This is a genomic window from Symbioplanes lichenis, assembly GCF_030709675.1.
GTDB lineage: Bacteria > Actinomycetota > Actinomycetes > Mycobacteriales > Micromonosporaceae > Actinoplanes > Actinoplanes lichenis.
Genome location: NZ_JAUZQD010000003.1, coordinates 520,619 through 546,776, shown reverse-complemented (window position 1 = coordinate 546,776; position 26,158 = coordinate 520,619). Strand labels below are relative to the sequence as shown.

The window sequence follows — 26,158 nt, the reverse complement described above, 5'->3', positions numbered from 1 at the left end:
GGAAAGAACGTCAGACGCGGGACAGGGCCCGGTCGCTCACCACGCACTGCATGCCGAACTGCCGGGCCCGCCGGATCGCGAAGTCCGTCAGCCCGGGGTCGTCCGCATAGTCCAACGCGAACAGGTCCAGTTGCAACCCCAGCAGCTGCTCGGCGATCTGCGCGTGGAACTCGAGCACGTCGGGCGGCCACGGCGCGTAGCCCTCCTCGGTCCAGCGGGCCGAGAAGGACTCGAAGACCACGCCGTCGACCAGCTCGGCCAAGCGGGGCAGCATGCCGAAGCCGCGGTTGGCCAGCATGTAGGCCGGCTGGGCCTCGGTGCGCAGGGCGGCGACCAGGGTGAGCAGGTGCGGGACGTCCTCGGGATAGGTGAGCTCGACGTTGAGGGTGTCGAGGAAGAGGCCGTCGAAGCCCGCGGCCAGGGCGGCCTTGGCCTGGGCGACCACGTGGGCGACCCAGTCGGGGTGGCCGACCTGGACGAAGGCGCCGCCCCAGTCGGGGTTGCGCTCGGGGCGCTGCCAGACCGCGGGCGGGCCCTGGTCCTCCGAGAGGGTCAGGTAGGCGAGGGTCTGCACGCCGCGGCCCTTGAGATAGGCCAGCTCGGCGGCGGAGTAGAAGTCGGGCTGCAGGACCACGCGCGGGTACTCCGCGAGGTCGACCAGGTGACCGTTGCCGTAGTAGAAGCAGATGGGCGGGCGTTCGTCGAGATTCATGCCGGCCTCCCGTGCTCGGCGTACCAGTCGAAGGTGGAGCGCACCCCGTCCTCGAGCGAGACCTTGGGCTCGTAACCGGTGAGGGCGCGCAGCTTGGTCAGGTCGGGGCAGCGGCGGTGGACGGATCCCGCCGGTGCGGGCTGCGGATCCAGAGCGGACGCCGCACCGGCCACGGCCAAGACAGCCTTGGCGAGGTCAAGAATGAGCGTCTCCTCCCGGTCGTTGCCGATGTGCACGATCTGCCCGGCCGCCTCGGGCACGGCCATCAGCCGCACGATCGCCTCCACCGCGTCGTCCACGTGGCAGAAGGCCCGGTACTGGTCGGCCCCGGGCACCCGGAACGGGCTCTCGCCGGCCCGGGCCCGCAACGCCATCTCGGGGATGACGTGGTCGGCGCCCATCCGCGGCCCGTAGACGTTGTGGAACCGGCCCACCACGGCCTCGAAGCCCCGCGCCCGCGCGGTGTGCAGGAACGCGGCTTCGCCGAGGAGCTTGCTGACCGCGTACGCGAACCGCGGCGCCGTCACGTCCGAGATCATCGTGGGCACGTCCTCGCCGGTGGGCACCGGGACCACGCCCGCGTCGACACCCCCCGCGTAGACCTCGCTCGTGGACGCGAAGAAGACCCGTTCCCCCGGGGCGACCCAGTCGAGCAGGTGCAGCGCGGACAGCGTGTTGACCCGGACGACCCGGGCGGGATCCCGTTCGACGTTGCGCACCCCGACGACCGCCGCGAGCAGATAGATCTGGTCCCACCCGTGCGGCAGGGCCGCGTACGAGGCAGGGTCCGTCAGATCCGCGGAGATGAGCTCGACGTCCAGCTGGAAGTCGTTGCGCCCCCGCGAGAAGTCGTCGACGATCGTGACCTCGTGCCCGTCGGCCAGCAGCCGCCGGGCGAGGTGCAGTCCGATGAAGCCGGCGCCACCGAGCAGCAGTGATCTCATGCGGGCACCGCCGGAAGGTATCCCAGCCCCGCGTATCGGATCCCGAGCCCCGTGATCGCGGACTCGTCGAGGATCCGCCACGAGTCGAAGATCAGGTCCGGCCGGTGCGAGCCGAGCAGGGTGGTCACGGCCAGCGCCCGGTAGTCCGGGTGGTCGTTGATGACCAGCACGGCGTCGCTGTCGGCGAACGCCTTGTCGAGGCTGATCGGCTCCCCGCCGTACTGGCGGATGACCGCGTCGCTGACCATCGGGTCGTGCCCGGTGACCGTGATGCCCGCGGCCGAGAAGACCGGCATCATGTCCGCGATCGGCGTGCCCCGCATGTCGTCGGTGGGCGGCCAGCCCTTGTACGCCCACCCGAGCACCGCCAGCCGCAGCCCGCGCGTCTCGCCCCGGGACGAGGCCAGCAGCCCCACGACGGTCTCGGCCACGTGCACCGGCAGGAACTCGTTGAGCGCCCGCGCCCGCCCGACCAGGAACGGCTCGTAGTCCCCCGAGCTGTCGAGCATGATGTACGGGTCCTTGGACAGGCAGCCGCCGCCCACGTATCCCGGCTTGGCCAGATCGGGTCGCGGATAGTCCAGGTTGGCCGCGCGGATCACCTCGAGCGGATCCAGCCGGTGCTGCTCCGCGACCAGAGCGAGCTCGTTCCCGTACGAGTAGATCAGGTCGGTGTGGCAGTTGTTCGCAAGCTTGACCATCTCGGCCGCCTCGAGGCTCGACACCTCGACCACGGTCTGCGCGAGCCCGCTGAAGAACTCCACCGCCGTCGCCAGACTCGCGGCGTCGAGCCCCCCGATCACCTGCGGCAGCTCGACCAGCTCCCGCAGCGCCTGCCCCTGGATCGTCCGCTCGGGCGCCATGACCAGCTTGACGTCGTCCCCCCACGCCGCCCGCAGCTCGGGCAGCACGACGGCCCGGCTGGTGCCGATCGGCACGGTGCTGCGCACGACGACGAGCGTCCCCGGCCGGCACGTCGCCGCCACCGACCGGGCCGCCGCCGCGAGATTGGCCAGATTGGGTCGCCGCGTCGCCTCGTCCACCGGCGTGGACACACTGATCACCGCGACGTCGACGGTGTCGCGCGGCAACTCCGCCGCCACGAAGACGGAGGACCCGATCTTGGACGCGAAAACGGAGGAAACGCCGGGCTCGAAGATGTGCGAGCGCCCCTGGCCGAGGGTCTCGATCACCCGGGGCGACACGTCCGCTCCGTGCACGGTGAAGCCGCGATCGGCGAGCGCCGCGGTCAGGGTCAGGCCGACGTAGCCGAGACCGACCACTCCGATGGTCAATGGCATAGCTGCTCCTTGGATGAGGGACGGTCCAGGGCGCGCACGGTGACCGTGCCGGCGAACCGTTCGGTGCGGTAGTGCGAGCAGGCCGCGCGGACGTCCGCCGGCCGGGTCGCGTAGTCGACGCTGAGCACGAACTTGCCGGCGTCGCGCAGCGCGCGGGTCTCGGCGAGGTTCTCCGCGCAGTAGTCCTCGGTGCAGCGCTCGTCGGTGGCCTGGTAGAAGAGTTCCTCCATGCCAATCCCGTCGATCGCCTTCGTGTATCCCCTCTGGTGCCGCAGCTCGGGCGAGTTCTGCGGCACGATCAGGAAGCCGGGCCGGCGCTCCTTGGCGTACCCGCTGATCCGTTCGATGAGGTGAGCCATGTCCGCCGCCAGCGCGTCCCGGTCGCGCCCCGGCGTGAAGGACAGATCGATCTCCTCGTACGCCAGCGGGGTGTCCAGGTACACGCCGTCGAACCCGGCCTTCAGGGCCCGGTCGACGCGCGGCCGCACGACCAGGTCCCACCAGCGCTCGTCGTAGTAGCGGACGAAGTACTCCCCCGGCCAGTCCGGCCATTCGTTGGCGATCAGGTCGGCGGCCCCCGACCGCAGGCCGGGATACTCGGGGCGGAAGTCCTCGATGCTCCCGATCTCGAAGTAGGCGAGCACCTTCTTGCCGGTCGCCCGCACCGAGGCGATCTCGTCGCGGCTGAACCAGTCGTCGTGCGCGTCGCGGGCCAGGTCGACCACCACGAGCTGCCAGTCGCCGGCCGCGAGCTGGTCGAGCTTCCCGCCGGCGTAGCCCTGCAGCTGATAGGCCCACGAGCGCAGCGGGCCGACCGGCGCCGGGGGCGCGGAGGAACAGGCCGTCAGCAGCACCACGGCGGCGAGGAGGGCCCGGCGGATCACCCCGCGGCCCAGATCGCGGCCACCGAGGCGACCAGGTCGTGCGCGGGCTTCCAGCCGAAGTCGGCCCCCGCCCGCGCGATGTCGGCCTGGATCCAGTCCACCGCCGCCGAGCGCTGCGGCCCGGTCCCGGCCTCGTGCACGGTCCCGGACCAACCGGCCTGACGAGCGAGCAACCCCACAGCCTCCCGTACGGTCACCGCCCGCCCGCTGCCCGCGTTGTACACCCGGTGCGTCACCGTGGACGCCGTGACGGCCGCGCGGATCAGCGACGCCACGTCCCGCACGTCGACGAAATCCCGATACGCGCCGAGGGGACCCAGAGTGATGTCGGTGGCCCCCGTGCCCAGGGCCTCCCGGATCCGATAGGCCGCGCGCCCGAGCACGTTCTCGGCCGGCTGCCCCGCCCCGATCGGGTTGAACACGCGCACCGTCACCGTGTCCGCCCGCCCCGAGGAACCGGCGAGCGTGAACAACTGCGTGCCGGCGACATGGCTGATCCCGTACGCCCCGACGGGTTCCAGGCGGTCGTCCTCGCGCACCGCGTGACCGTGGGGCACGATCCCGTACTCGCCGGCGGAGCCCAGCCGGACCACCCGCGCGCCGGGCACCGCCTCCGCCACCGCGGCCACCAGCTTGGCCGCGACCAGGGCGTTGGCCCGCAGCAGGGACTCGTCCGACCCGCCCAGCGCGCCCACGCAGCTCACGACCGCGTCCGGCCGCTCCGACCGGAAGAGCGCCACCAGCGAGTCGTGGTCCCCGGCGATGAGGTCGTGGCGCGCCCGGCCGGGCGTGACGACGTCACCCTCCTGCGCCAGCACCTCGCGCACGTGCCGCCCGATGAACCCGGACGCCCCGAAGAGAACGGTCTTCACACCGGTTCACCGGCCCGTTCCCGCAGCAGCCGGGGCCGGATCTCGTCGAAGCTCCGGTTCGCCTCGTCGTAGTCCTCCGGGCGCCCGATGTCGAGCCAGAACCCCGCGAACGGATACGTGGCCGGGTAGGCGCCCCGATCGAGCAGGTCGAGCACGAGCTGGTCGAACCCGAAGCACAACCCCGGCGGGTACGGGGCCAGCGTGCGCCTCGACATCCCGTACACGCCCATGCTGACGCGGTAGCGCAGGTCCGGCTTCTCGCGGAACCCGACGATGCGCGACGCCTCGACGTCGAGGACCCCGAACTCCACCTTGTGGACCCGCTCGGCGATGGCGACGGTGAGCGCGCTGCCCGCCATGACGTGCCGGTGCAGCAGGTCGGCGTAGTCGAGGTCGGTCAGGATGTCGCCGTTCATGACGAGGAAGTCCTCGGGCAGCCGGTCCTTGAGCCCGAAGAGCGGCCCGACGGTCGACAGCGGCCGGTCCTCCTCGACATAGCCGACGTCGAGCCCCCAGCGGGCGCCGTCGCCGACGAACGCGCGGATGAGCGGGCCGAGGTGGTTGATGGCCAGGGTCACCGAGGTGAACCCGCTGGTGGCGAGCTGATCCAGGACGATCTCGAGGATCGCGTGCTTGTCGCCGATGGGCATGAGCGGCTTGGGCAGCGTCGTGGTGTACGGCCGCAGCCGCACCCCCTTGCCGCCGGCGAGTATCACCGCGTGCATGGCTCCCCCTCCAGTGAACTACCGGTAGTGGCGGACCTGGCCCACGTGGCGGGACAGGCCGATCAGGAACAGGACGTGCAGCGTGAGGACGCTGACGAGATAGAGCGTCGTGTCGGTCACGGGCGCGCCGGTCATGCCGAACAGCGGCGCGGCACCGAGCGCGGCGCCCACGCCGAGGTGCAGCGCGAGCGCGGCCGCCATCGCGCCGCAGAGCAGCCCGAAGCGCTCGAACCCGGCGAGCAGGAAGGCCACGTAGTAGGCCCCGGCCAGGGCGACGTGGGCGGCGATGAGGAACAGGCCCTCGGGCGTCAGCCGGCCGAGGACGCCGAGACCGGCCACCAGCAGCAGGCCGAGCACCGACGGGACGACCAGGCAGTACAAGGTCTCGAGCCGGATGGACCGCCACAGCGCCTGCTGGAAGACCGACGGGGCGTGGTGGCGGTGGGTGAGCAGGACGGCCTGCGCCCGGAAGCCCTCGGCCCGCCACTCGACGAACCCCATCGACAGGATGAGCGGCGCCACCGCGACCGCCAGATCGAGCCGGACGGGCAGGTACGGCGCCTCCGCGTGCAGCAGCAGCACGGCGGAGAACGCCCCGTACGCGGTGACGCCGCCCAGCCCCGCGGCCCGGTGCCGCAGCAGCGGGAGCATCGGCGGCTCGCCGTCCTCGCCGCGGCCCCGGGTGAGCCACAGCGACACGGCGAAGGCCGCGCTGACGCCCACGACGGCGGTCCCGATGGCGACTTGTCTGGCCTCCGAGCCGAGCACCAGGTACGCCACCCCGCCGACCACCGCGGGCACCATGAGCGCCACCTGCAGTCCCTCGCGGCGGTAGAACATGAAGACCGTCGCCGCCAGTTGATAGGCGAGCTGTCCCACGGCGAGCGGGATCAGGCCCCAGCCGCCGCTCGTGCAGAGCATCACGACCAGTCCGGCGAGGGCGCCCACGAGCGGGGACACCAGGGCCGACCACATCAGCAGCCGGGCGGCGGACCGGGGCCGGTACGACCCGAGCAGCTTGTACGCGGCGAAGGCGGCCGTCCCCGCGTAGATCCAGCCGAGCGCGCCCGCCACGGAGACCGCGAGCACGACGGCGCGCGGGTCCAGCACCACGAGCACGGCCGGGAACACGAAGCCCGGCAGCGCGTACAGGGGGCCGTGCGACACCACCCGCAGGCTCTCCTGCCAGTTCCGCCCGGGCAGCAGCGGCGCCGGCCGGTCCGGCGACGGCGGGCCGAGCCGGCGGTAGACCTCGAGGGCCAGGGCGAAGACGTCGCTGAAGCCGTACCCCACGCGGGCGATCCGGTCGGTCAGCCCCTCGGCCTCCAGCGCCGCGGCGACCTGCAGGCCGTCGACCGCCTTGGCCAGCTTGGGGCGCATCCGGTCGACCAGCGCGTCGAGCGGGTCGGCGGAGACGCCCGGCGTGACGATCTGCGGGCCGTCGGGCGCTCCCGGCGGGCGGGCGGGCCCGGGCATGCTGCTCCGGCGGCCCCGGCGCTGGTGCGGCGTTGCGGTCGAGTCCGGGACGCCGGTCTCGATCCGGATCCGCGTGGTGCGGTCGCCGGGCTCGATGACCTGCGTGAACTCGCCCGGGATGATCCGCTGGGTCCGGTCCCCGGGGATGATCACCTGGGTGGCCTCGCCCGGCAGGATGACCTGGGTCGCCTCCGCCTCGTTCTCCTCGACGCTCATCGCCGGCTCCCGTAGACACGGGAGTGGCGCAGGCCGGGATAGGCCGGCCGCAGCACGGGCAGGTGGCTCGCGCCGGGCAGGGGCGCGGCGGGCTCGGGCGCCGGCAGCGGCGTCACGAGGCCCTCGTAGACGTTGCGGTACATCTGCAGCGACTGGCTCAGGGTGAAGTGCTCCAGCACGCGGGCGCGCGCGGCGTAGCCCAGCCGCAGCCGCAGCTCGTCGTCGCGCAGCAGCTTGAGGCACGCCTCGGCCACCGCGACGTGGTCGCGCGGCGCCACCACGAAACCGGTGTCCCCGACCGCCTCGGCCACGCCGCCGACATTGGTGCAGACCGTCGGCCGCCCGCAGGCCATCGCCTCGACCACGGTGTACGGGAACCCCTCCGAGATGCTCGTGAGCGCGACCAGGCTGCCCGCGTGGTAGGCGTCCACCGCGTTGGCGACCCGCCCCTCGAGCACGGCGGCGCCGGTCAGTCCCAGCTCGGCGATGAGCTGCTCGCAGGACTCGTGGTAGATGCGGTTCACGGCCGGCGTGCCCCCGAAGATCCGCAGCCGCGCCTCGGGCATCTCCTTGCGCACCACGGCGAACGCCCGGATCAGCGTGTGCAGGTCCTTGAGCGGGTCGATCCGGCCCATGAACGAGATCGTGGGGACCTCGGGCTCGCTGGTCGCGGCCGGGAACTCGGCCGGTTCGACGCCGTTGTACATGGTCCACATCCGGTCCGGGTCGGCGCCGTTGTGCAGCTGCCAGCGCCGGTTGTACGCGGAGTGCGGCGCCAGCACGTCGGTGATCAGATAGGCGGCGCCGGCCAGCGACCGGAAGAAGCTCAGCGCCAGCACCCGGACCGCGTGCGAGGCGTCCTCGGCCAGGTAGGCGATGTAGCGTTCGCGCAGGTAGATGCCGTGCTCGCTCATCACCAGCGGCGTGCCGTGGGCCCACTTGGCGGCCATGCCGACCAGCGTGGACAGGCCGTTCATCGACGAGTGCACCACGTCGGCGCGTACGGGCGGGGCGCTGAGCGGGCGCAGCATGTGCTCGATGAGCCACGCCGCCTGGATCGCGTCGGCCACGGTCGGCACCGGGCCGTTCTCCTCGACGCGCAGCTCGCGCCACGCGTCGAGGGTCATGGTCAGCGCGTCGTTGGAGACCAGCGCCGCGCTCAGGTCGCCCCCGTCGGCGGCGTACTCGAACAGCCCGCGCAGGGCCAGCAGGAACAGGCTGCGGCTCACGTTGCCCTGCACCGAGTTGGTGCTCTCGACCGGGGTGATCAGGGCGCGCAGGAACACCTCGTACGACTCGGTGAACGCGGGCCCCGGCCGGTAACCGGTCCGGGCGGGGCGGGCGCCCGCGGGCTTGCCGCCCCACAACGGGATCGGGCGCACCCGGTCGAGGTTGTCCGGGGGGACGAAGACAGGTCGCTCACTGCCGTCGACGGTGAGGGCGACGACCTCCCAGCGGTACTCCGGGATGCCCCGGATGAGCTGCTCGCACCAGACGCTCACCCCACCCATCGCGTACGGGTAGGTACCCTCCGACACCAGTGCGATCCGCACCTGTCCTTCGCCTCCCCCGGCGTTTCTGCTTCACTCAGAGCCGCGGGGCCGCGGTCACCGTCACGGGCGTGTTCGCCGCGAGGGTGACCGGGCCGGAGCGGTCACTGCCGTACGTGGTGCTGTCCGCGGTGTTGATGCCGCTGAGCTGGACCGTGCCGGCCGCGGGCGAGGTCACCGTGACCGTGCCCGTGGACCTGTCGTAGACCGGGTCCACCCCGGCCGCCCGCTGCGCGAAGTGCGCGTTGCGCAGCGTCGTGTACGCGCCGAGGGCGGACCAGTTCACATTGAGCAGAGGCGTCGAGTAGTACGACGCGTACTTGCCGGCGACGCTTTCCGCCCAGTCCATGACCAGGGACCGGCCGTTGCCGTAGTCCCGCACGTTGGCGATGTGGAACGTGTGCGTGGCGATGCTGCCCGCGGCGACATGCTGCAGGGCGACGTTCGCCTCGTAGTCGACGATCTGGGCGTACGTGCGGTCGGTCGGGAACGTCGGGAGCGAGCCGCTGGGTCCGTAGATCGAGTTGTACCAGGACGTCTCCTCCTCGGGCGTGGTCACGTGGTAGGCGATGTTGGTCGGCCAGTCCGGCACCACCGACACCGCGGAGTTGAGCGGGTGCACGATGTTCGCGTTGAAGTTCGCCGGCACGTGGCTGGGGAACGAGAAGTTGCCGTGCAGGTACTTGACGCCGAGGTCCTGCGCGGCGGTCAGCAGGTTCGTGTTCGACGCGCCGAGACCGTGGTCGATCGGCGGCGACGTGTCGTCGTCCGGGTCGTTGCTGTAGACGCCGAGGCCGGAGTACTCGGGCGTCTTGAGCACGTCGCCCGGCACGGTCAGCCCGATGCCCGCCGCGGCCGAGAAGTTGTCGGCGATCTCGGCGTACGTGGTCGCGTAGTCGGTGACGTTGAGCTCCGGGTGGCTCAGCGTGTGGTTGATCCACCGGAAGTCGTCCTTGAGGCACCGGCTCGTCGACGTCAGCTGGTCAATGCCGCCGTCCGGGCTGCAGGCGGTGGTCGAGCCGGGCTGGATGTCCGCGCCGTTGTAGGCCAGGTTGAGCGTGAACGCGGCGGCCTGCGGCTGGGCCGTACGCAGCGCGTCCTGCCGGGTCTTCAACGCGTACGCGTCGTGCGCGGAGACCTGGAAGCCGGGGTCGGTCTCGATGTGGCCGTCCGGGAAGCGGTGGTCCGCGTTGTTGAACCAGTCGTCGACGTCGACGTTGAGGTAGTGCCGTTGCTCACCGAGGAACATGCCCTTGGTCGCCCACCGGACCAGCCCGTAGACGACGAGGTCGGACTGCAGCAGGTTGACGTTGTTGCTGAAGGTCACCGCGAGCCGTTCCCGGTTGTCCGTGCTCGTGGTCCGCACGCCCAGCACGTCGGTGCCGGCGGTCATCGTCGCGGTGGCGCTGCAGCCGGGCGCGATCGAGGTCCGGTAGACGTACGACTGCACGACCGGGATGGTCGCGGCCGCCTGGAGATAGTCGAAGACGGCCGCGCCGGCGCTGGTCAGCGAGACGTTCAGCGGCGTGTCCCCGACCGCGCCCTCGCTGACGGATCGCAGGCAGTAGTCCTCGGGATAGGTGCCGTAACTGGTGGAGAGCGCGGCCTGGCGTACGCCGAAGTTGCGCTCGTAGTTCCACAGCGTGTTCCACTCGGTGCCGTCGAGGCCGGACAGGAAGCTGCCGTTCGAGGAGTAGACGAGCATGCTGCTGGTCAGCAGGATCGCGTTGTACTTGCCGACGCCGTCGGAGCGGACGAGCGTGGCGCTGGTGAGCGCGGTGTCGGCGGAGTAGAGCACGTCGTAGGCGGCGCCGACCCGGTTGAGCGTCGTGGTCAGCGTCGGCACGCCCCAGTCGGCGGCATCGGTGGCGATGACGAGCGCCCGCAGGGCGACCCGGTCGTTGAGGCCGGCCGCGGCCTTCGCCCGGGTGCCGGTGACGGGCACTGAGCCGGTGCGCACGGGCAGGGGCGCCGGCGGCTTGACCTGGGGGCGGGCGACCTGACCGAGGATGGGGGCCCCGGACCCCGCACCCGGCTCATGGGGTGCGGCGCCGGCCGCGGCGGGCGCGGCGAGCACGAGCACACCGGCGCCGAGCGCGGCGAGGATCAGGCGAAGTCGTCGTCGTGCGACACGGACAGTTGCCACCGAGCACCTCCACGGTGAGATTCGATGGGACTGGAGAATTCTGTGGTCATCCGGAGCTGGCCGACGGCGATTCTAAGCAGAAGCGAAAGATCGCTTTCAGCCCCGAACAACCGTCCGCAGACTGACCCATGGACCGGTTGACGCACCCGATACGCAGTGATAGCCCGCGCTTGTTGCGCTTGATCGAAAGAACCTGACGAGCAATTCCAGTGAATGACGCATAATGCACCGTTAATAAACCGCGCCCCTCGTTGATCTCCCCGGGCCGGCACAATGTCCACATTGGCCCCCCTTACGGCCGAAGCAGGCGGTCCGCGCGGATCCGCCGCTCGCGCACGAACCGACGCCGTCCGGCCACGCCGCGCTGTCGGATCAACACCGGCTGTACATCCATGGGGGCAAATACGTACCGTTTGTTTCACCGGCGTCTATTCAAGTGGGAATTCGTTCGCTGTGCGCACAGGCCGCACAAAACGAAGGCGCGGATTCGCCCGGCGCTCCTCGGGCGCCGGGCGAACCCCGCGGCCATTCTCAGAGCCGCGGTGCCGCGGTCACCGTCACAGGCGCATTCGCCGCGAGGGTCACCGGGGCGGTGCGGTCACTGCCGTACGTGGTGCTCGCCGCGGTGTTGACCCCGCTGAGCTGCACCGTGCCGGCCAGCGGCGACCTCACCGTCACCGTGCCCGCGGACCTGTCGTAGACCGGGTCCACCCCCGCGGTCCGCTGCGCGAAGTGCGCGTTGCGCAGCGTCGTGTACGCACCGATGGCGGGCCAGTCCGTGTTCAGCAGAGGCGTCTTGTAGTAGGACGCGTACTTCGCGGCGACGGCCTCCACCCAGTCCATGACCAGCGACTTGCCGCTGCTGTAGTCGCGCACGTTGGCGATGTGGAACGTGTGCGTGGCGATGCTGCCCGAGGCGACGTGCTGCAGGGCGATGCTCGCCTCGAAGTCGATGATCTGGGCGTACGTGCGGTCGGTGGGGAAGGTCGGTATCGAGCCGCCGGGTCCGTAGACCGTGTTGTACCAGGCGGTCTCCTCCTCCGGCGTGGTCGTGAAGTAGGCGATGTTCGTCGGCCAGTCCGGCACCACCGACACCGCGGAGTTGAGCGGGTGCACGATGTTGGCGTTGAAGTTCGCCGGCACGTGGCTGGGGAACGAGAAGTTGCCGTGCAGGTACTTGATGTTCAGGTTCTGCGCGGCGGTCAGCAGATTGACGTTCGAGGCGCCCAGGCCGTGGTCGACCGGCGGCGACGTGTCGTCGTCCGGGTTGTCGTTCCACACCCCCAGCCCCGAGTACTCGGGCGTCTTGAGCACATTGGTGGGCACGGGCAGCGCGATCGCCGACGCGGCCGTGAAGTTGTTGTTGATCTCGTTGTACGTGGTCGTGTAGTCGGTGGTCGTCAGCTCCGGGTGGGTCAGCGTGTGGTTGATCCAGCGGAACGAGTTGCGCAGGCACCGGCTCGTCGACGTCAGCTGGCTGATCCCGCCGTTGGGACTGCACGTGGTGTTCGACGGGGACTGGATGTCGCCGCCGTTGTAGGCCAGGTTCAGCTTGAACGTACTGGCGAGGGGCTGGGCCGTGCGCAGCGCCGTCTGACGGGTGTTCAGCGCGTACGCGTCGTGGGCGGACACCTGGAAGCCGGGGTCGGACTCGATGTGGCCGTCCGGGAAGTAGTGGTCCGCGCTGTTGAACCAGTCGTCGACGTCGACGTTGAGATGATGCCGCTGCTCCCCCAGGAACATGCCCTTGGTGGCCCACCGGATCAGCCCGTGGACGACGAGGTCGGACTGCAGCAGGTTGACGTTGTTCGTGAAGGTCAGCGCGAGCCGCTCCCGGCCGTCCGTGCTCGTGGTGCGCACGCCGAGCACGTCGGAGCCGGCCGTCATCGTCGAGGTGGCGCTGCAGCCGGACGCGATCGAGGTGCGGTAGACGTACGACTGGACCAGCGGGACCGTGGCCGTCGCCTTGAGGTAGTCGAAGACGCCGGCGCCGGTGCTGGTCAGAGAGACGGTCAGCGGCGTGTCCCCGACGGCCGTCTCACTGACCGCCCGCAGGCAGTAGTCCTCGGGATAGGTGCCGTAGCTGGTGTAGAGCGCGGCCTGGCGCACGCCGTAGTCCCGCTCGTAGGTCCACAGGGTGTTCCACTCGACGCCGTCGAGACCGCTGATGAAGCTGCCGCCCGACGAGTAGACGAGCATGCTGCTGGTCAGCAGGATCGCGTTGTACTTGCCGACGCCGTCGCCGCGCACGAGCGTGCTCGCGGTCAGCGGGCTCGACGCGGAGTAGAGCACGTCGTAGGCGGCGCCGACCCGGTTGAGCGTCGTGGTCAGCGTCGGCACACCCCAGTCGGCGTTGTCGGTGGCGATGACCAGCGCGCGCAGGGCGACCCGGTCGGTCGGCCCGGCGGCGGCTCTCGCGGTGCTCCGGGTCACTGCGACTTTCCCCGTACGGACGGGAAGCGGCGCGGGCGGCTTGACGCGCACCGGCGCGGCCTGCCCGAGGACCGGCGCGGCGGGCCCGTCTCCGGACTTGCGAGGGGTGGCACCGGCGGGGCCCGCGGCCGCCCCGGCGAGAAGGCCGGCACAGAGCACGGCGAGGATCGAACGAAGTCTTCTCTGTGGGTCATGGACAGTGGCCATCGAGCACCTCCACGGCGAGATTCGCAATTTCGTGGTCGTCCGGAGCCGGCCGACGGCGATTCTAGGCAGAATGCCGAGATCGGAATCAGCCCCGAACAACCGTCCGGGAACTGACCCGCGGACCGGTTGACGCCCCGGCAATGCGGTGATAGCCCGCCCGGAATCGGTGATCGAAATTGCCCGACGAGCAATTCTGGCCGATGTCCCATAACTGTTCGTCAATGCCACGTGGCCCCATCGGACCAGCTCAGACGGGCCCGAATGTCCGCGATGGCCGGGTAACCGGCGAAGCGACCGGAGCGCGAGGTTGCCCGCCGGTCGCTCGAATACACCTTTGTTCGATCCAATTCCGTAAATGGCCTTGAGGGCCGACGGCAAACGCCCGGCACCACCGGGGCACCGGGCGTTGCGGATATCGATTACTTAATGGCGGGGCGGCAATTACTCGGTCGGCGGATCGGCCAGGGGCCAGCCGCCGGCGGCCAGGTGGGCCGAGACTCGGACGATGTCCTCGGCACTCGCCTGCTGCAGCACCGACGAACTGATCATCGCCTCGATGTCGGCCGGGGTGATCGGCTCGTCGCCCTCGGCCGCGTGCTGCTGCTCGGCGAGCGACAGGGCGATCTTGCGGACCTCGTCCTCGGTCAGCTTGCGCCGCAGGACGCCGAGCAGGGCGACGTAGTCCTGCCGGGGCACGCCGGTCGGATAGCCCGCCCGCAGCCACTCCATCGCACGGGTCAGGAAGCTGGAGCGCAGCTCGGACATCGCCGCCCCCTCACTTGTCCACGATCGTCGGGAACACGTGCTCGAAGCTCAGCGCCTTGCCCAGGCCGCTGGCCACGATGAAGGTGATGCCCAGCAGCACGCCGAGCAACACCACCGCGAAAAGCACCCAGCCGAGCACCTTGCCGGCCGCGTGCGGGGCCGCGGACGCGTCGGCCTCCGCGGCGCCACCGTCGCCCCAGGCGAGCGTACGGATGCCGAGGGCGAAGAGGGCCGGCAGGCCGGCGCCGAGCACGAGGCCCGCGGCGAGCACCTTCCACGCGCCTTCCAGCGCGAATCCCAGGTTGTGCATGTCCGTCCGCCTCTCAGTGCGCCGACTCGGCGGGCACGCGGTCGGCCGGGGGCCGGGCGTCGTCCCACTCGTCGTTGACGTTGTTGTGGTCGACCGGCGTGCGGCGCGAGCGCAGGTACATGAACGTGGCCGCCGCCAGCAGGATGACGAAGACGGCGAGCGAGCCCACCAGCCCGTCGCCGAGCCCGTGCCCGATCCACCACATGAGCGCGCCGACGACCGCGGCGGCGGGCAGCGTGATCAGCCAGGCGGCGACCATGCGGCCGGCGACCCGCCAGCGGACCTGCGCGCCGGGCTTGCCGACCCCGGAGCCGAGGATCGAGCCGGTGGCGACGTGCGTCGTGGACAGCGCGAAGCCGAGGTGACTCGAGGCCAGGATGACCGCGGCGGAGGCCGACTCGGCCGCCAGACCCTGCGGCGGGGCGATCTCCACCAGACCCTTGCCGAGCGTACGGATGATGCGCCACCCGCCCAGATAGGTGCCCGCCGCGATGGCAAGCGCACACGCCGCCTTGACCCAGAACGGGATGCTGCCCGTGTCGTCCCAGTCGCCGGCCGCGATGAGCGCGAGGGTGATGACCCCCATCGTCTTCTGCGCGTCGTTGGTGCCGTGGGCCAGCGAGACGAGCGAGGCGCTGCCGATCTGCCCCCACCGGAACCCGTTGTCGGTGAATCGGGCCGCCACGCCGACCGTGATCCGATAGATCAGCCAGGTGCCGACGGCCGCGACCACCCCGGCGATGACCGGCGACATGATCGCGGGCAGGATCACCTTGCCGATGACCCCGTCGAGCTTGCTGCCGTCGCCGTTCCAGTTGACCCCGGCCCAGCCCAGCCCGGCGATGGTGGCGCCGATGAGCCCGCCGAAGAGCGCGTGCGACGAGCTGGACGGCAGCCCGAGCAGCCACGTCAGCAGGTTCCAGATGATGCCGCCGACCAGCCCGGCCAGCACGATCAGCAACAGCGCCGTCCCGCCGTCCGCGAGCAGCTCCGCCTTGGGCGCGCCGCTCTTGTCCTGGATCTTGACCACGGCGTTCGAGACGGTGAGGGCCACCTCCACGGAGAGGAAGGCGCCGACGAGATTGAGAATGCCGGAAAGGGCGACGGCGACCTTCGGCCTGAGCGCCTTGGTCGCGATGGACGTGGCCATCGCGTTGGCGGTGTCGTGGAACCCGTTCGTGAAGTCGAACCCGAGGGCTGTGACCACCACGAGGGCGAGAATCACAGAAGTCTCTGTCACATGCAGATAGTGCCCCCGCCAGGCAATCGCCAAAAGACGCCCGTCCAGGCTTCCGCCGCTGTTGAGCACCCCGTAGCGAACATGTCGCCAGAAGGTCACCGGCCCCCACGTTTACCGACCGGCAAAGATGGACAGCCCTCGCTGCCCCGCCCGCACGCCCCGCCGACCATGATGCCCCACCTGCCCGCCGCCCGGCGGACAAATCGCCTGAACGTTCCCTGAGACGCCCTCACTCCCGCCCGACCGGATAGACCTTGTGCTCCGCGTCCCACCACAACACGTAGAACACCCCGCCCTTCGTGTAACCCCAGAGCCGCTGTCGGCTGCCGAGCCGGAAACGGAAGAGCTCAAAGCCGAACTTCTCCGTATGCCTGAGCGCGTTGATACGCTCCTGCGCCTCAGGAGCCAAGGTCTCGACGTGCTGCGTGTGGTGCTTTCGATGACTGCCCCTGTTCGAGCTGAACAGCTGCGCCCTGACCTCGTGCCACGTCGAGGCGCCGACGTCGCAGAGGAAGTTGACGATCTCCTCCCACTCGGCGGCACCCGGCCAGGACCAGGCTCCGCGATAGCCGCGGTCGGCGAAGCGGAACGAGAAGGTCAACCTGTGCTCACCGGCGTCGAGCCCCCCGTCGACGGGCTTTGATCCCTGCTGCTTGTTCGGGGGGTTTCGCCTAGACATCGGCGCTGCTCATCACGGGAAGGTTCCATTCGGTCCAGACGTAGTCCTTGACCAGGCCCGCGTCCTCGTTCGCCGCGAGCGCGCTGTAGTACTTGAGCATCGCGTCCTCGGTGATGGCGTCGTGACACTCATCGACCGGGTCCAACCCCCGCCGGACCTCCCAGTACGGGTCCTCCCTCTCCACCAGCGCGCCGATCTGGTATTCATCGAAGGAGCCGTAGTCGTCGACCGTCTCGTCGATCGACGCGCGCTGGGTGGCCGTCAGGCGGTCGGGGTCGCCGTCGGACCACGACGTGAGCCAGAACACGCCGCGGTGGAACTCGAACAGCTCCGCCGCGACCGGCCCGGGCGGCCACGCCTCGAAGCGGTCGGGCACGAGCGGCTCCCCCACGTCAGCCAGGTACCAGGCCTGCGAGTAGAAGAGGAGCAGGTGCAGTTTCATGGGCGACATGGGCCCGACGCGGCGCAGGATGTACGCCGACACGTCATGGATGGAAGCCACCGTTACCTACCTTGTCACTGGACAGCTGGTCGCTCCGCAACTATGGCACCGGATCCGCGGCCCGATCAAGCCGCACCCGCCCGGCATCGGAATCCTCGATGGATCGGGCGCGATCCATTGCTCCGCACCATGTTCCGATCGTCGCGGCCAGCGCCTGTCTCGGAGGGGGCGGCGGAGCGAGGCCGAGTCCAGCACCGAGCCGGAGGCGTCGGCCACGGCGCCGTCGTGGGCGCCGGCCCGCGTCAGCCCACCATCACCGAAGCCAGACCGGACGGCGCGCGGCGCCCTGCGGTGACGTCCGCCGCGCGCTTCAATGGGGGCATGACCAACTTGGGTGGACAGTACGGGGTGTGGCGGCGCGGGCGGGACACCGATGCCGCGTTCGCGCAGGCCGTGGAGGGGCTGGGCTACTCGTCGCTCTGGCTCGGCGGCGTGACGGACGACGACCTCGAGCGCACCGGCGAGCTCCTGGCCGCGACCACGAAGCTGGTCGTCGCCACGGGCATCGTGAACATCTTCACCATCGACGCGGCGACGGCGGCCGGCTGGTTCCAGCGGGTGGACGGGCAGTATCCCGGGCGTGTGGTGCTGGGCGTGGGCACGGGCCACCGGGAGGCCGTGGGCCCGCAGGCCGCGACGCCCTATCAGGCCCTGGTCGCGTACCTGGACGAATTGCAGCAAGCCGGCATCCCCGCCGAGCGCATCGTGATCGCCGCACTCGGCCCGCGGGTGCTCAAGCTCTCCCGCGACCGCACCGGCGGCGCGCACCCCTATCTGACGACCCCGGAGCACACGCGTACGGCCCGGGCGGCGCTCGGCCCGGACAAGCTCCTCGTCCCCGAGCAGCACGTGGCCCTCGGTGACAAGGCAGCGGTCGCGCGCGAGGCGGTCGCCCCCTACCTGCAGCTGACCAACTATCGCAACAACTGGCTGCGCAGCGGCTTCACCGAGCAGGACCTGGCCGACGGCGGCTCCGACGCCTTCCTCGACGCCGTCGTGGCGCTCGGCACCCCGGACGCGGTCGCCGCCCGGCTGCGCGCCCACCTCGACGCGGGGGCCGACCAGGTCCTCGCGCAAGCCCTGGGCGACTCCCCGCTCGACGATCTCACCGATCTGGCTCAGGCGCTCCCCTTCCAAAAAGCGTAACAATCACACAAAGTAATATTCCGGTGACGGAGCAGCATGATCGCCCGCATCGCCCGAACGGTCATTCCGAAGTAGACGCCCGGGCCCCCTCGCCCAGGTCAGAGGTGTTCTGACGATCTTCCGAACAAGGTGGCACACCGCTCTACCCCCACAACCGGGCCTCCGACGGAGAGTAACGATCGGAGGCCCGGCCACGGGCTTCGGAGGACGAGCGGAGCAACGGTGGAGAACATCGGCGGAGAGCTGCTCAGCGGCTTGGCAATTTTCGCGAGCAGTCTCGGCATCAGCGGTCTGATCCGTAGCTGGATCCGGCACCGCACAAGACTTCAACTGGAACGGCAGCGGTCCCTGCGGACCACCACCCGTGCGGACAGCCTGGCGCGGCTCGCCCGCCGTCAGGGATGGGTCCGCATCGACGAGAAGGACCAGGACGGTCATCGCATCGTCGAGCTGCGCGGGGCCCGGCACTCCCGGGAGGAGGAGACCGCGTGACGACGTCGCACTCGTCGGCCGCTGATCCGGCCGCTGCGGAGAAGCTCAAGCAAGCTGCCTTGAACGCGTCGTTCACCGGCTTCTTCACCCGGAACTACGACTCCGTCCTGCGCATCCTGGGCAGGTCGGAGTATGACAAGGGGATGGTCGAGGACGTGGCCCAGGAGGCCTTCGTCGCCGTCCGGGACAGGTGGGCCGAGGTGCAGAGCTACCAGAAGCCCGCCGCCTATCTGATGAAGGTCGCCTTCAACAAGCTCTGTGATCATCAGGAGCGCCGTGGGCGGACATCGACGATCTACATCGACCTAGGCGACATGCCGGATGTCGCGCCGCCCGAGACCCCGGCCGAGGCCGACGACCTTCTCGCCGGCTGGATCCAGCTTCTTCCCGCACAGCAGGGGCGGGTCATCAGTCTCACTTTGGACAACTACCCCGATCTGGAGATCGCCCACATCCTGGGCATCTCCTGTAACACCGTGCGCGAATACAAAGTCAAGGCGAAGCAGAAGTTGCAACAACTGGCCGAGGCCGACGGCTTCATCACCCCGGCGGGGAGGAGGCGCAGGTGAACCTCGAGGACATCATAGAGCTGGCTGCCGCACGACAACCGACCGTCCTGGACCGGGCCCGCACGCGCAGAGCTGCCGAGCGCGTGCAGAGCGCCCATGCCGTGGAGGCGGCAGCGGGACGGAACCCGGCCGGTGATCTCGACCCGTCAGACCCCTTGGGGCCGGGCGCGGACGAGATCACCGGGATCAAGCGTGGCGCGGAGGCGGCCAAGGCCGGCTGGATCCACTGGGACGCCGGAACCGGTGCCTTGACCTGGTCCGACGAGATGTCACGGATATTCGGCTACCCTGCTGTCGCGTCCCGCATCGGTCAGGATGTGCTGGCCGGCGGGCTGCATCCCCGGGATGCCGGAAGCGTGAGCGCAGAGGTGCGCCTGGCCTGGCGCGAGATGCGGCCGGCCGAACTAACCTGCCGCGTCGTCCGTCCGGACGCCACCGTCCGTCACCTGCGCTGCCTGGTCGAGGTGCTCACCCTGGACGGATACCACCCGGCGGGAATCATCGTGACTGCTCACGACATGACGGACGCCGAGCGGGAACGGCAGGACCGGGCCCGACACCGCCTGCGAGCCCGCCTCGCTGCCACTCTGGCCGACCAGGTCGATCGACTGAGCGACCGGCCGGCACCGGCGGCCTTCGCTGATGAGATCGATGCTCTGTGCCGCACGGAATCCGGGGCGCTGCTTGTCATCGCCGTGGAGTTGCCTCACTCGCTGTCGGCCGATCAGACGAACCAAGTGACGCGCACAGTGGCCGAACTGGTGCAGCAGGCTCTGCCGGCCGGGCATCGGAGCGGCGTCGTCGGCCCGGCTCAGTTCGGCATCGTGGCGGCGAACGAAGTCCTCGCGGCCGCTTTGTCGGCCGATCTGCATCGAAGTCTGTCATCGGCCATGGTCTGTGGCGTGCGGCTTCGGTCTTGGCACGGCATCGTCCCTTACGCGCCGGATTATCGAGTCCGAGGTGAGGACCTCGTGATCGACGCCGCTTACGCCTGGCGGGAGAGCCGCCGGAAGAAGACCACCTTGACCGTCCTCCCCGCGCCTTTGGCCAACGGACGAGAGAGCATGATGCGGGAATACATCCAGTCGACCGTTCGCTCCGGCCAGCTCAGTCTCTATGCTCAGCCGATCCTCGATCTCGAGCTCGGCGTTGTCACCCGGCACGAGATCCTGCTGAGGATCGCTCGCCCCGGAACGGTGGCGGATGCCCCGGCCGCTTTCCTCGCCACCGCTCGCCGAGGCGCGGAGAGCGTGAACATCGACAAGTGGGTGATGGACCAGGCCCTCGGTCACATCGGGGAGGGCCCACAGACCTCGCACTATCAGATCAACGTGTCCGGCCGGACGATTTCGACGCCGGGTGTCGTGAGCTTCGTGCTGGACACCCTGCACCGGCACCAGGTGGATCCGACCGCGGTCACCTTTGAGATCACCGAGTCCGAACCGGTTGACAACCTGACGGTGGCGTCTGATTTCGCCGCACGCGTCACCGCAGCAGGGTGCGGCCTCGCCCTGGACGACTTCGGAACAGGGCACTCCTCGCTCGTACTTTTGAAGCAGTTGCCGATTGATCTTGTGAAGATCGACGGGCAGTTCATCACCGATCTAGCCACCAGCGGCTTCGACCGGATCGCGGTCCGGTCAACCGTCGAGATGTGCCGGCAGCTGGGCATCAGGACAGTGGCTGAGTATGTCGAGGAATCATCGTCCTTTGCACTGCTTCGTGAGCTGGGTGTGGATTTCGCGCAGGGTCACGCCGTCGGCCGGGCGGAAGCGATCATTCCCTCCGCACCCGGCCGGGCGCCGACACGCGCTGCGGAACTCGATCGAGCCATCGGATGACCCGTTCCGAGGCCGGATGAGTCACACCCTGGCGACTGTTCTGAGCGCGGCCGTGAGGATGGCGAGGCCTTCGCGGGCCTCGCCGTCGGTGAGGGTGAGGGGCGGTCCCATGCGGAGGACGTTGCCGTAGAGGCCGCCTTTGCCGATCAGGAGGCCGCCGCGGCGGCATTCGTCGGCGACGCGGACGGTGGCGGCCGGGTCGGGGTCGGTGGTGCCGGGGTGGCAGATCTCGAGGGCGATCATCAGGCCGCGGCCGCGGACCTCGGCGACGATCGGGGACTCGAGGGCGCGCAGGCCGGTGAGGAGGATGTCGCCGGTGCGGCGGGCGTTGGCCTGCAGGTCGTGGTCGAGGACGTAGTCGAGGACGGCGTTGCCGGCGGCCGTGGCGACCGGGTTGCCGCCGAAGGTGGAGAAGCTGGTGCCCGGGACGGCGTTGACCAGCTCGGCCCGGCCGACCACGCCGGCCAGGGCGAAGCCGTTGCCGATGCCCTTGGCGAAGGTGATGAGGTCGGGCTGGACGTCGTGGGCCTGATAACCCCAGAAGTGCGCGCCGGTACGCCCCCAGCCCGTCTGGACCTCGTCGGCAATGAACAGGATCCCGTGGTTGTCGAGCTCCTTCTTGACCGCACCGAGGAGCCCGTCGGGCCCGTGGACGAAGCCGCCGACGCCCTGGATCGGCTCGGCGATCAGCGCGGCGACGTCGCCGGCCGTGGTGGTGGCCAGCACCTCGCGCAGGTCGTCAAGAAAAACATCAATGTGCTCGGCGGAAGAGAGACCCACCATACGGCCGCGGAGGCCGTCGCTGGACGGGAGCCAGCTCACCTGCAACGGGCTCAGACCCGAGGCGGACCAGCTGCGGTGCCCGGTGACGGCCATCGCGGCGAACGACCGGCCGTGGTAGCTGTTGCGCACGGCCAGGATCTGGTTGGTGCGGCGGTGGTTCGTGGCGAAGAGCAGGGCGGCCTCGTTGGCCTCGGTGCCCGAGTTGGCGAAGAAGACGCGGGCGTCGGGGATGCCGGAGACGCGGGCGATCTTCTCGGCCAGCTCGACCTGCTGCCGGATGAGATAGAGGGTCGAGCTGTGCACGATGCCGGTGGCCAGCTGGCGTTCGACCGCCTCGCGCACCTCGGGGATGTCGTGGCCGATCATGGTGGTGAGCACGCCGCCGAAGAAGTCCAGGTACGTGCGGCCGGCGCTGTCGGTGACCCGGCGCCCCGAGCCGGAGACCAGTTCGATCGCGTCGTCGCCGTAGTAGGCGGCCACCCAGGACGGCATGACGGCGCGGTGCCGGGCGAGCAGGTCATCGGTCATGTGAACCCCCAAGGAAGTCGTGTGAACCGCTGGCAAGGAAGTCGGGTGAACCGCGGGACGGTCAGCGCCATCCGCGCGGGTGCGGGCGGCGAGGCGAGCCACTGCCCCGGGCACCGGCCCGGGCGGCGGAGGCGAACAGGTCGGCGTACTCCACGAACTCGTCGCGGATCAGACCGGCGGTGATCCGGATGTGCTGCGGGCCGGACGGGATGACGTCGAAGGGGGCGCCCGGGGCGACGGCGACGCCGTGACCGGCGAGCTCCACCATGGCCGCCTGCTGGTCGGCGACGGTCAGCCACAGGTTGATGCCGTCGGCGGCGGTGGCGGTGGCGCCCCGCTCGGTCAGGGCGGTGACCAGGGTCGCGCGCCGCCGGGCGTACTCGTCGCGGGCGGCCGCCACCTGGGCGGCGACGTCGGCCGAGGTCAGCAGGTCGAGCAGGACGGCCTGCAGCAGGCGGCTGGACCAGCCCGGGCCGAGCAGCCGCCGGTCCGTCACCGCGGCGATCACCCGGGCCGGGCCGCCGATCGCGGCCAGCCGCAGGTCGGGCCCGTGGCTCTTGGAGAAGCCGGCGATGTGCACGGTCCGGTCCGGCAGCCGGGTGCCGAGGCTGACCGGGGCCGCCGTCGCGATGTCCCCCGCGTGGTCGTCCTCCACGACCATCATTCCCGGGTACGCGACCAGCACGTCACCCAGCTCGTCCACGCGCCGCCCCGACATGCTGACCCCGGTGGGATTGTGGGCCCGGGGCTGCAGGAAGACCGCGACGGGGTCGTGTCGCCGCACCGCTGCGGCGAACGCGTCCGGGCGCATCCCGTCCGCGTCGAGCGGGATCCCGATCACGGTCGCGCCGAGGGCGTCGAGCAGGTCGAGCACGGGCGGGAAGGCGGGATGCTCGACGAGCACCCGGTCGCCGAGGCGGACGACGGCGGCGCTGACCCGGTCGAGGGCGTCCATCGCCCCGTCGACCACGGTGAGTTGCTCCGGCGGGAAGGGCCATCGCCCGCGCAGCACGGTCTCCAGGGGCGGCAGCACAGCGGCCTCGAGGTAACTGTGCGTCAGCCGGGCGTCCCCGATCCGGGCCAGCGACGACGTGAGCGACGGCAGCAGGTCGTAGTCCGGCACGCCGGTCGAGAGGTCTCTCGGCAGGGACGATGCACCAGCCAATCGGCTGTAGCGCAGAGACGAACGCGGCGCGGCGACGAAGGATCCGGAGCGGCCGCGGGTCTCGATGGCGCCGGCTCGGGCCAGGCTCTGCCACGCCTCACTCACCGTCGTCGGGCTCACGCTCAAGGCCCGCGCGACATCGCGCACTGTGGGCAGTCGCGTCCCGACCGGCAGCTCACCGCCAGTGACGAGCCGGCTGACAGCGGCGGCGATGCCCCGGGCGCTGCGATCGGCAACTGAAGAAGTGATCAACCCAAGCAATTACTTCTCCGAAACATTTGGTAACAGCCAGGCAATTGTTCGCCTCGATCTGTGTCGTTAGTGTCGCCCCATGACGACCCTCGATGTCAAGCCGACGCTGGGGCGATGACACGGGGTAGAGCCGCGATCACAATCGAGGGGTGACCCAGGCCACCTTTCGAGAGAGGGGCACAGGATGACCGTCGTCCGCGCCGCCCTGGTCCAGACCACATGGACCGGCGACAAGGAAACCATGATCAAGGCGCACGAGGACCACGCCCGCGAGGCCGCCGCCCAGGGCGCGAAGGTGATCTGCTTCCAGGAGCTCTTCTACGGGCCCTACTTCTGCCAGGTGCAGGACACCGCCTTCTACGAGTACGCGGAGTCGGTCCCCGGCCCCACGACCGAGCGCTTCCAGGCCCTCGCCGCCGAGCTCGGGCTGGTCATGGTCCTGCCCATGTACGAGCAGGAGCAGCCCGGCGTCCTCTACAACACCGCCGCGGTGGTCGACGCCGACGGGAGCTATCTCGGCAAGTACCGCAAGAACCACATCCCGCAGGTCAAGGGCTTCTGGGAGAAGTTCTACTTCCGCCCCGGCAACCTCGGCTACCCGGTCTTCGACACGGCGGTCGGCAAGGTGGGCGTCTACATCTGCTACGACCGGCACTTCCCCGAGGGCTGGCGGGCCCTGGGGCTGGGCGGCGCGCAGATCGTCTTCAACCCGTCGGCGACGAGCCGCGGCTTGTCGAGTTACCTGTGGCAATTGGAACAGCCCGCCAGCGCGGTCGCCAACGAGTACTTCATCGGCGCGATCAACCGGGTCGGCACGGAACCCCTCGGGGACAACGACTTCTACGGGCAGTCGTACTTCGTGGATCCCGAGGGCAAGTTCGTCGGCGAGGTCGGCGACACACACAATCCCGAGCTGATCGTGCGCGACCTCGACCTGTCGCTGCTGCACACCGTCCGCGACCGCTGGCAGTTCTACCGCGACCGGCGCCCGGACTCCTACGAGGGCCTGGTGACCCCGTGATCATCGCCAACGGGACCGTGGTGGGCCCGGCCGGCCCGGTGGAGATGGACGTTCTCGTCGACGGCGAGAAGATCGTCGCGCTGTACGCCCCCGGCACCGCGCCGGTCCAGGACGAGACCATCGACGCCACCGGGAAGTACGTCATCCCGGGCGCGATCGACGCGCACACGCACATGCAGATGCCGTTCGGCGGCACCGAGGCCAGCGACACGTTCGACACCGGCACCCGGGCGGCCGCGTTCGGCGGGACGACCACGATCGTCGACTTCGCGATCCAGCGCTACGGCGAGGTGATCCAGGACGGGCTGGCCGCCTGGCACGAGAAGACGGCCGGGAACTGCCACGTCGACTACGGCTTCCACATGATCGTCGGCGGGGTGGACGACGAGTCGCTCAAGGCGATGGACCAGCTCGTCGCCACCGAGGGCATCTCGAGCTTCAAGCTCTTCATGGCGTACCCCGGCGTCTTCTACAGCGACGACGGGCAGATCCTGCGGGCGATGCAGAAGGCCCGCGACAACGGCGCCCTGATCATGATGCACGCGGAGAACGGGCCGGCGATCGACGTGCTCGTGAAGCAGGCCCTCGAACGCGGCGAGACCGATCCCTTCCATCACGGCGTCACGCGGCCGCAGGAGCTGGAGGCCGAGGCGACCAGCCGGGCGATCTGGCTGGCGAGCGTGGCCGCCGACTGCCCGCTCTACATCGTGCACCTGAGTGCGTCCAAAGCCCTCGAACAGGTAGCCGCGGCGCGCGATCTGGGACGCAACGTGTTCGCGGAGACGTGCCCGCAGTATCTCTACCTGACGCTGGAGGACCAGCTCGGCGCCCCGGGCTTCGAGGGCGCGAAGTGGGTGTGCTCGACGCCGCTGCGCTCCAAGCACGAGACGCACCGGGCCGACTTGTGGCGCGGGTTGCGTACCAACGATCTGGCCGTGGTCTCGACCGACCACTGCCCCTTCTGCATGAAGGACCAGAAGGAGCTGGGGATCGGCGACTTCTCGAAGATCCCGAACGGGATCGGCAGCGTCGAGCACCGCGTCGACCTGCTCTACCAGGGCGTGGTGGACGGCAAGATCTCGCTCGGGCGCTGGGTCGAGACGATCGCGGCGACGCCGGCGCGGATGTTCGGCATGTACCCGCGCAAGGGCGTCATCGCCCCCGGCTCCGACGCCGACATCGTGCTCTACGACCCGGCGGGCCGCACCCGCATCTCCGTGGACACGCACCACATGAACATGGACTACTCCGCCTGGGAGGGCTGGGAGATCGCCGGTCGCGTGGACACCGTCCTGTCCCGCGGCACGGTCATCGTCCGGGGCGGCGAGTACCTGGGCCACGCCGGCCACGGCAGGTACGTGCCGCGCGGCCTCTCCGACTACCTGCTCTGAAGGAGGGC

General features: G+C 70.1%; 23 protein-coding genes. 6 read left to right on the top strand and 17 right to left on the bottom strand.

Features of this window, described 5'->3' with window-relative positions:
- Positions 1-10: 10 nt before the first annotated feature.
- The 15 genes from RAN62_RS09590 to RAN62_RS09520 form a co-directional block, all read right to left on the bottom strand.
- Positions 11-712, bottom strand: a complete 702-nt coding sequence (locus RAN62_RS09590; RefSeq protein ID WP_305784169.1) for an endo alpha-1,4 polygalactosaminidase — start codon at positions 710-712, stop codon at positions 11-13.
- The gene (locus tag RAN62_RS09585; RefSeq protein WP_305784168.1) at positions 709-1,656 is read right to left on the bottom strand and encodes an NAD-dependent epimerase/dehydratase family protein; all 948 of its coding nucleotides are present in this window, start codon (positions 1,654-1,656) and stop codon (positions 709-711) included. The genes RAN62_RS09590 and RAN62_RS09585 overlap by 4 nt, the downstream gene beginning before the upstream one ends.
- On the bottom strand, positions 1,653-2,957 hold the full coding sequence (locus RAN62_RS09580; protein ID WP_305784167.1) for a nucleotide sugar dehydrogenase: 1,305 nt from the start codon (positions 2,955-2,957) through the stop codon (positions 1,653-1,655). Before RAN62_RS09580 ends, RAN62_RS09585 begins: the two co-directional genes overlap by 4 nt.
- Positions 2,948-3,841: a glycoside hydrolase family 191 protein gene (locus tag RAN62_RS09575; RefSeq protein ID WP_305784166.1), complete on the bottom strand. Its 894-nt coding sequence runs from the start codon at positions 3,839-3,841 to the stop codon at positions 2,948-2,950. Before RAN62_RS09575 ends, RAN62_RS09580 begins: the two co-directional genes overlap by 10 nt.
- Positions 3,838-4,713, bottom strand: a complete 876-nt coding sequence (locus RAN62_RS09570) for an NAD-dependent epimerase/dehydratase family protein (RefSeq protein WP_305784165.1) — start codon at positions 4,711-4,713, stop codon at positions 3,838-3,840. Before RAN62_RS09570 ends, RAN62_RS09575 begins: the two co-directional genes overlap by 4 nt.
- On the bottom strand, positions 4,710-5,438 hold the full coding sequence (locus RAN62_RS09565; protein WP_305784164.1) for a sugar phosphate nucleotidyltransferase: 729 nt from the start codon (positions 5,436-5,438) through the stop codon (positions 4,710-4,712). The genes RAN62_RS09570 and RAN62_RS09565 overlap by 4 nt, the downstream gene beginning before the upstream one ends.
- 18 nt (positions 5,439-5,456) lie before the next feature.
- Positions 5,457-7,130 (bottom strand): hypothetical protein, encoded by a 1,674-nt coding sequence (locus tag RAN62_RS09560; RefSeq protein ID WP_305784163.1) that lies wholly within the window; start codon positions 7,128-7,130, stop codon positions 5,457-5,459.
- Entirely contained in the window at positions 7,127-8,683 is a 1,557-nt protein-coding gene (pelF, locus tag RAN62_RS09555; protein ID WP_305784162.1) for a GT4 family glycosyltransferase PelF, read from the bottom strand. Before pelF ends, RAN62_RS09560 begins: the two co-directional genes overlap by 4 nt.
- Before the next feature lie 34 nt (positions 8,684-8,717).
- Positions 8,718-10,826 (bottom strand): Agd3-related carbohydrate-binding protein, encoded by a 2,109-nt coding sequence (locus RAN62_RS09550; protein WP_305784161.1) that lies wholly within the window; start codon positions 10,824-10,826, stop codon positions 8,718-8,720.
- Between the two features lie 531 nt (positions 10,827-11,357).
- A complete protein-coding gene (locus RAN62_RS09545; RefSeq protein ID WP_305784160.1) occupies positions 11,358-13,466 on the bottom strand; it encodes an Agd3-related carbohydrate deacetylase in 2,109 nt (702 codons plus the stop codon).
- Between the two features lie 441 nt (positions 13,467-13,907).
- Complete coding sequence (locus RAN62_RS09540; RefSeq protein WP_305784159.1) at positions 13,908-14,231, bottom strand: DUF3349 domain-containing protein; 324 nt, start codon at positions 14,229-14,231, stop codon at positions 13,908-13,910.
- A 10-nt stretch (positions 14,232-14,241) separates the two neighbouring features.
- Positions 14,242-14,541 carry a hypothetical protein gene (locus RAN62_RS09535; protein WP_305784158.1) on the bottom strand — a complete coding sequence of 100 codons (300 nt, stop codon included), beginning with the start codon at positions 14,539-14,541 and terminating at the stop codon, positions 14,242-14,244.
- 13 nt (positions 14,542-14,554) lie between these two features.
- Positions 14,555-15,781 carry an inorganic phosphate transporter gene (locus tag RAN62_RS09530; RefSeq protein WP_305784157.1) on the bottom strand — a complete coding sequence of 409 codons (1,227 nt, stop codon included), beginning with the start codon at positions 15,779-15,781 and terminating at the stop codon, positions 14,555-14,557.
- 229 nt (positions 15,782-16,010) lie between these two features.
- Complete coding sequence (locus RAN62_RS09525) at positions 16,011-16,460, bottom strand: hypothetical protein (protein ID WP_305784156.1); 450 nt, start codon at positions 16,458-16,460, stop codon at positions 16,011-16,013.
- Complete coding sequence (locus RAN62_RS09520) at positions 16,453-16,962, bottom strand: Panacea domain-containing protein (protein WP_305784155.1); 510 nt, start codon at positions 16,960-16,962, stop codon at positions 16,453-16,455. Before RAN62_RS09520 ends, RAN62_RS09525 begins: the two co-directional genes overlap by 8 nt.
- Positions 16,963-17,283: 321 nt before the next feature.
- Here RAN62_RS09520 and RAN62_RS09515 point away from each other — a divergent pair, with 321 nt between their 5' ends.
- The 4 genes from RAN62_RS09515 to RAN62_RS09500 all read left to right on the top strand — a co-directional run bounded on the left by RAN62_RS09515 (position 17,284) and on the right by RAN62_RS09500 (position 21,010).
- Entirely contained in the window at positions 17,284-18,108 is an 825-nt protein-coding gene (locus tag RAN62_RS09515; protein WP_305784154.1) for a TIGR03620 family F420-dependent LLM class oxidoreductase, read from the top strand.
- Positions 18,109-18,330: 222 nt separating this feature from the next.
- Positions 18,331-18,600, top strand: coding sequence for a hypothetical protein (locus tag RAN62_RS09510; RefSeq protein WP_305784153.1), 270 nt, complete (start codon positions 18,331-18,333; stop codon positions 18,598-18,600).
- The gene (locus RAN62_RS09505) at positions 18,597-19,169 is read left to right on the top strand and encodes an RNA polymerase sigma factor (protein ID WP_305784152.1); all 573 of its coding nucleotides are present in this window, start codon (positions 18,597-18,599) and stop codon (positions 19,167-19,169) included. Before RAN62_RS09510 ends, RAN62_RS09505 begins: the two co-directional genes overlap by 4 nt.
- Positions 19,166-21,010 (top strand): EAL domain-containing protein, encoded by a 1,845-nt coding sequence (locus tag RAN62_RS09500; RefSeq protein WP_305784151.1) that lies wholly within the window; start codon positions 19,166-19,168, stop codon positions 21,008-21,010. Before RAN62_RS09505 ends, RAN62_RS09500 begins: the two co-directional genes overlap by 4 nt.
- 21 nt (positions 21,011-21,031) lie before the next feature.
- Here the strand turns inward: RAN62_RS09500 and RAN62_RS09495 are convergent, their stop codons facing one another.
- Positions 21,032-22,321, bottom strand: coding sequence for an aspartate aminotransferase family protein (locus RAN62_RS09495; RefSeq protein ID WP_305784150.1), 1,290 nt, complete (start codon positions 22,319-22,321; stop codon positions 21,032-21,034).
- Positions 22,322-22,382: 61 nt separating this feature from the next.
- Positions 22,383-23,738 carry an aminotransferase-like domain-containing protein gene (locus RAN62_RS09490; protein ID WP_305784149.1) on the bottom strand — a complete coding sequence of 452 codons (1,356 nt, stop codon included), beginning with the start codon at positions 23,736-23,738 and terminating at the stop codon, positions 22,383-22,385.
- A 184-nt stretch (positions 23,739-23,922) separates the two neighbouring features.
- Between RAN62_RS09490 and RAN62_RS09485 the strand changes: the two genes are divergently transcribed.
- Positions 23,923-24,759: a nitrilase-related carbon-nitrogen hydrolase gene (locus RAN62_RS09485; RefSeq protein ID WP_305784148.1), complete on the top strand. Its 837-nt coding sequence runs from the start codon at positions 23,923-23,925 to the stop codon at positions 24,757-24,759.
- The gene (gene hydA / locus RAN62_RS09480) at positions 24,756-26,150 is read left to right on the top strand and encodes a dihydropyrimidinase (RefSeq protein ID WP_305784147.1); all 1,395 of its coding nucleotides are present in this window, start codon (positions 24,756-24,758) and stop codon (positions 26,148-26,150) included. The genes RAN62_RS09485 and hydA overlap by 4 nt, the downstream gene beginning before the upstream one ends.
- The last annotated feature ends 8 nt before the right edge of the window (positions 26,151-26,158 follow it).